6 protein-coding genes are annotated in these 5,858 nt (G+C 57.8%); all 6 read left to right on the top strand.

Translation table 11 applies throughout. The features are described from left to right. On the top strand, positions 1-787 hold a 787-nt coding region (gene argF, locus VKV29_RS14220), incomplete at its 5' end, for an ornithine carbamoyltransferase (protein WP_324201979.1). A gap of 5 nt (positions 788-792) precedes the next feature. Continuing rightward, positions 793-2,088, top strand: coding sequence for an argininosuccinate synthase (locus tag VKV29_RS14215; RefSeq protein WP_324201978.1), 1,296 nt, complete (start codon positions 793-795; stop codon positions 2,086-2,088). 38 nt (positions 2,089-2,126) lie between these two features. Beyond that, positions 2,127-3,509 (top strand): argininosuccinate lyase, encoded by a 1,383-nt coding sequence (argH, locus tag VKV29_RS14210; RefSeq protein ID WP_324201977.1) that lies wholly within the window; start codon positions 2,127-2,129, stop codon positions 3,507-3,509. Positions 3,510-3,676: 167 nt separating this feature from the next. After that, entirely contained in the window at positions 3,677-4,633 is a 957-nt protein-coding gene (locus tag VKV29_RS14205; RefSeq protein WP_324201976.1) for an SDR family oxidoreductase, read from the top strand. A 28-nt stretch (positions 4,634-4,661) separates the two neighbouring features. Further along, positions 4,662-5,432, top strand: a complete 771-nt coding sequence (locus VKV29_RS14200) for a class II aldolase/adducin family protein (protein WP_324201975.1) — start codon at positions 4,662-4,664, stop codon at positions 5,430-5,432. Further along, positions 5,429-5,858: tRNA pseudouridine(55) synthase TruB (truB, locus tag VKV29_RS14195; RefSeq protein WP_324201974.1), on the top strand; the 430-nt coding region annotated here is incomplete at its 3' end. The genes VKV29_RS14200 and truB, both read left to right, overlap by 4 nt.

Below are 5,858 nucleotides of genomic sequence, written 5' to 3'. Positions count from 1 at the left end.
TTTTGAGAAGCCCTCGTTGCGCACGCGCGTGAGCTTCGAGGTTTCGATGGCGCACCTGCGCGGCCATGCCATCTATCTCGGCCCGAACGATGTGGGGCTTGGGACGCGCGAGGCCGTGCCCGATGTGGCCGCCTCGCTCTCACGCTGGGTAGACATTATCTCCGCCCGGGTTTATCGGCACTCCACCGTAGAGCAGCTTGCCGAGCATGCAACCATTCCGGTAATCAATGCGCTCAGCGATCGTGAACACCCTATTCAAGCCTTTGCCGACCTCTTGACCCTCCAGGAGTTCTGCGGCCCCTTGGGCAACGGCCTTAAGCTTGCTTATGTAGGCGATGGCAACAATGTGCTGCATGCGCTGCTGCTTGCCTGTGCCAAAATGGGGGTAAACTTATCCGCGGCCTGCCCCAACGGCTACTTTCCCGATGAGGCCTATATTCAGGAGGCGCGCCGACTGGCTGCCGTTAGCGGCGCCCGGATTGAGATACTCTCGCAGCCGGAAGAGGTCGTGCGCGATGCCGATGCCGTCTACACCGATGTGTGGGCGAGTATGGGGCAGGAGGCAGAACGCGAGCAACGTGCGAAACTGTTTGCACCCTACCAGCTCAATGCGACCCTCCTCGCTCATGCCAAACCGAACGCCATCGCCATGCACTGTCTGCCCGCGCACCGAGGCGAGGAGATCACCGATGAGGTGATGGAGAGGCATAAAGCCTCCATTCTTGAGCAGGCCGAAAATCGCTTGCACACACAAAAAGCGCTCTTGCTGCTGATTATAGGACTTTGAAAACCATGAAAAAGATCGTTCTTGTCTACTCCGGAGGGCTAGACACCTCCGTGTGCATCCCTTTGGTTCGTGAAGAGTACGGCTTTGACCACGTTATCACGGTAACGGTGGATGTGGGGCAGCCGGAGGAGGATATTCGTCAGGCCGAGGAGCGCGCTCGGCGTCTTGGTGCCGAACACTATACCATAGATGCCAAGCAGCTTTTCGTGGAGTACTTTTGTTGGCCTGCCGTTCGTGCCAATGGCGACTATGAGGGCTATCCTCTCTCCACAAGCATCGCGCGGCCTCTTATTGCCCTCAAGGCGGTGGAGAAGGCTCGCGAGTTGGGGGCGACCGCCTTTGGACACGGATGTACCGGCAAGGGCAACGACCAGTTCCGCATTGAGTACATTTTGCGTACGCTCATGCCGGAGGCCGAGATCATCGCGCCCATGCGCGAAGGGCGTCGCTTGCCCGACGGACGCCGCGAGCCTTGGACGCGTAGTGAAGAGATAGACTACGCCAACGCCCACGGTCTGGATATTCCACAGACCAAAGAGCGCATTTGGTCGGTAGATGAGAACCTGTGGGGACGCAGCATTGAGGGAGGGCGTTTGGAAGAGCCGGACTACGCCCCGCCCGAAGAGATTTTTAAGTGGACGCGCGGGCCGGGCAGTTGTTTGCCAACGCCGCAAACCATTACCATCGAGTTCGAGCAGGGTGTGCCTGTGGCCCTCGATGGGCAGCGGCTCGACCCCGTGAGCCTGGTAACTGCCCTTAATCGCGTGGCGGGACAGCATGGTGTGGGGCGCATTGATATTATGGAAGACCGCATGTTGGGGCTTAAGGTGCGCGAAAACTACGAGTGCCCGGCTGCGGTGACTCTGCTTACCGCCCACAAGGCACTAGAAGCTCTGGTCTGTACCCAAGGCGAGTTGAAGTTTAAGGCGATGGTAGACCGCGAATGGGGCGAGTTAGCCTATAAAGGGCTTTGGTTTGACCCGTTGAAGGAAGACCTTGAGGCGTTCATCGCGCGCGTGCAGGAGCGGGTCAACGGCATCGTGCACATGCGCCTCTTCCAGGGATCGGCTACGGTAATCGGGCGCAACAGCCCTAACGCGCTCTATAGTGCCGACCTTGCCTCCTTCGATAGCAAGACCTTCGATCAATCCGAGTCGTTGGGCGTTGTAAAGACGCACGGCCTGCAATCGCGCATGTACTTTCATCTGCGCCAAAGCGGCAAGCTTGCCGGCCAGCCGGTTCCGCCGGCGCTTCTTGGGGCGAGCGTGTCGAAGCCGCCGACTGAAGAGCCTCAAGCGTAGAGAAGACGACTTTGCAACGGAACGGAAAGTAAGAGACCATGCGGAAACTGTGGGGCGGGCGTTTTGAGGGAGAGACCGATGCGCTGATAGCGCGACTAAACAACTCGCTTCCCTTTGATCGTCGCCTTTGGCGACAGGATATTCGTGGAAGCATCGCTCACGCCACCATGCTTGGGGCTACCGGCATTCTGACCCAAGAGGAGGCTCTGAAGATTGTGGAGGGGCTTAAGGCCCTTGAACAGGAGCTTGCAGAGGGGCGTGTCGTCCTTCCCGAGGATGCCGAGGATGTGCATACCGCTATCGAGAGCCTTCTCTATGAGCGGATAGGCGATGTAGCGGGTAAACTGCACACTGCACGGAGCCGAAACGACCAGGTGGCAACCGATCTCCGGCTCTACCTGCGCGACGTTTGTGATGCGCTGACCGAAGAGATTAGGGGTTTTCAACAGACACTGGTTGCCCTAGCAGAACGCGAGATTCAGACGGTTCTCCCCGGCTTCACGCATCTGCAACATGCCCAGCCCATCTCGCTGGCGCACCATCTCTTGGCCTACTTCTGGATGTTAGATAGAGACCGAGAGCGCCTGCACGATTGTCGGCAACGCCTCAATCGGCTTCCGTTGGGTGCCGGTGCCTTGGCCGGCACCAGTTTTCCCATCGATCGCCGCAGGGTTGCCGAGTTATTGGGTTTCGATTCGGTGCTGCCCAATAGCCTCGATGCGGTCTCCGATAGGGATTTCGCCGTGGAGTTTCTCGCAGCTGCCGCCATTCTCGGCATGCATCTATCGCGCTTGGCCGAGGAGATCATCCTTTGGAGCAGCCCGGAGTTTGGGTTTGTGGAGCTTGACGATAGCGTTACAACCGGCAGTAGCATTATGCCTCAGAAAAAGAACCCGGATGTTGCCGAACTGGTGCGAGGGAAAACAGGGCGCCTCTATGGGAACCTTATGGCCCTGCTCACCGTGTTGAAGGGGCTGCCTCTGGCCTACAACAAAGACTTACAGGAGGATAAAGAGCCTCTCTTCGACACGATAGATACGCTTCAGCTCGTTTTACCGGCCTTGTGCCGCACCCTGCAGACCGCCCGCTTTCGGGCAGAGCGTATGGAGGCCGTTCTAGAGGGCGATTTTTCCACGGCCACCGATCTGGCAGACTACCTGGCCCGTAGAGGGATGCCTTTCCGCGAGGCTCATGCGGTAGTTGGGCGCATCGTACGCCACTGTCTTGAGAAAGGGATCGGGCTTGAGGCCCTCGATATCGCCACCTTAAAAACCTTTTCCCCCTTGTTCGACAGCGAGGTTCTAGCCCTTTTAACCCCCTACGCAAGCATGGCGAGTCGCACCTCCGAAGGCGGCACGGCCCCTGAGGCCATACGTGCGCAGCTTGCATATGCACAACAGAGGCTAGCAGAATCGCGCTAATACCCTCTTTCTTCTCTGTTATCTAGCCCGATTTTAGTTCTTGCTATGCGGTCTTAGCCTTCTTGGGGCTGTTTTGAGAGGGTATCGCTGGGCGAACAGTCGGCAAAGTGTGGTAGCATAGAGATACAGCTTATCGGGGCCTTTGAAAGGCGCTTAAGGAGAAGTCATTGGAGGCTATTGCCAAAATCGAAAGCGCTCTGGTAACCGGCGGGGCCGGGTTTATTGGGGCACATCTCGCCAAGACGCTGGCTCTGCAGGGAGCGAAGGTGCGTGTGCTAGATAACTTCTCGGCCGGCACGCCCGAAAATCTTCGTGGCTTTGAGAAGCATATTGAGGTGGTGGAGGGGGATATACGCAATGCGCTGGCCTGTCGCAACGCTTGCCGAGGCGTTCAGGTTGTGTTCCATCTTGCTGCGCTGGTCTCTGTGCCCATCTCCATTCAAGACCCCATCCAGGCGGATGCCGTGAATATCGGAGGAACGCTTAACATGCTCCTGGCCGCGCGCGACCAGGGGGTGCAGCGCTTTGTGTTCTCCTCTTCAGCGGCCGTTTACGGCGATACGGCCGTCATTCCTACCCATGAAGAGGTTCTTCCCAGACCGCTTTCCCCCTATGGGGTTCAGAAATTGGCAGGGGAGCACTACGCGCAGAACTTTACGAACATCTTCGGTCTTCAGACCGTTGCGCTGCGCTACTTTAACGTCTACGGGCCGAACCAGAACCCGAATAGCCCTTATGCTGCCGTTATTCCCAAATTTATCGCCGCTCTTTTGGAGGGGAAGTCGCCCACCATTTTTGGCGATGGCGAGCAGACGCGCGATTTTTGTTATGTGGGCGATGTGGTGAGGGCGAATCTGCTGGCCGCTACCGCGCCGCCGGAGAATGCATGTGGGGAGGTGTTCAATATCGCCGGGGGGCGCCAGTATACGCTGAACACGCTTTTGCAGATGCTGCAGAATGTGATGGGCACCCAGCTTACTCCAAACTATGCCGCCCCACGCGCCGGCGATATTCGCCATTCAGGCGCCGACATTTCGCGGGCCGAACGCCTTATCGGCTATCGTCCGGCCACAAGTTTAGAAGAAGGGTTACGTCTTACCGTGGAGGCCTATCGAAAGGCGTGAAAACATCGAAGCTCAGGGAGTGCACCTCATGAATCCATCCTTGCCGATTTTAGAACAGTTAGTTCAACTTTCTCGCGCTTTGGGGGCACCGGAGCGCGATTTGGCCATTCTTGGTGAGGGGAATACCTCCGCGAAGGTAAACGAAGAGGTGTTTCTGGTGAAGGCGAGCGGGCAGCAGTTGGGCACCATCGGACCGGAGGGGTTTTGTGCGGTGCGTTTTGCCCCCATTCTCGCCTGCTTCGAGGGGCTACCCCTGTCGGATACAGCGCTCAAGCAGGTGCTCTTAGACAGCAAGGCCGAGAAAGATCAGGAAGTTCTCCCTTCCGTAGAGACCTTCTTTCATGCCTATTTTCTTACTCTGCCCGGCGTTCAGTTTGTAGGGCATACCCATCCAACGGCCATCAACTCCATTCTCTGTTCGCGCCGGGCACGCGAGCTGTTGGCGGGAAGGCTCTTCCCCGATGAGATTGTGGTCTGTGGCGTAGCCCCCTGTTTTGTGGAGTATGTGGACCCCGGCATTCCGCTGGCTCAGCGCATAAAACAACGGGTTGAAGAGTTCTTCGAGCAGTGGGGCGAATGGCCTAAGACCGTGTGGATGCAGAACCACGGTTTTATCGCGCTAGGCCGTTCGGCACGCGAGGTGGAAAACATTACCCTTATGGCGGTGAAGGCAGCGCGTATTCTGCTAGGCACCTGTGCGGCCGGTGGGCCTAACTTCCTTACCGAAGAGGCCGTGCGCCGTATCCATACGCGGCCGGATGAACATTATCGCCAGCGCCAGCTCGGACAAAGTGCGTGAAGACGGGTGATGGAATAAAATCCTCGTTAAACGGGCTGCTTGTTATAGATAAGCCGGCACAGAGAACCTCACACGATGTGGTGCAGTGGGTGCGCAGGCGTTTGGGTGTGCGCCGTGTGGGGCACACAGGCACGTTAGACCCCTTGGCAACCGGCGTTCTCGTGCTTTGCGTCGGGCAGGCTACCCGCTTGGCGGAATATCTTAGCGCCTCTCGCAAGGCCTATCTCACCGAAATTGTGTTCGGCGTCGAAACGGATACGCTTGACATCACCGGCAAGGTGGTACGTGAGTGCGATGCCGGTTATCTCACGGCGGAGGCGCTGAAGCCGATTCTAAAGCGTTTTTGTGGCCTCATTCAACAGGTTCCTCCCATGGTTTCGGCCAAGCGCCACCAAGGCCGTCGTCTCTACGATTTAGCCCGTGAAG

The organism is Chthonomonas sp. (assembly GCF_035294165.1).
Lineage (GTDB): Bacteria > Armatimonadota > Chthonomonadetes > Chthonomonadales > Chthonomonadaceae > Chthonomonas.
The sequence above is the reverse complement of the archived record's forward strand: the minus strand, read 5'-3'. Positions and strand labels throughout refer to the sequence as shown.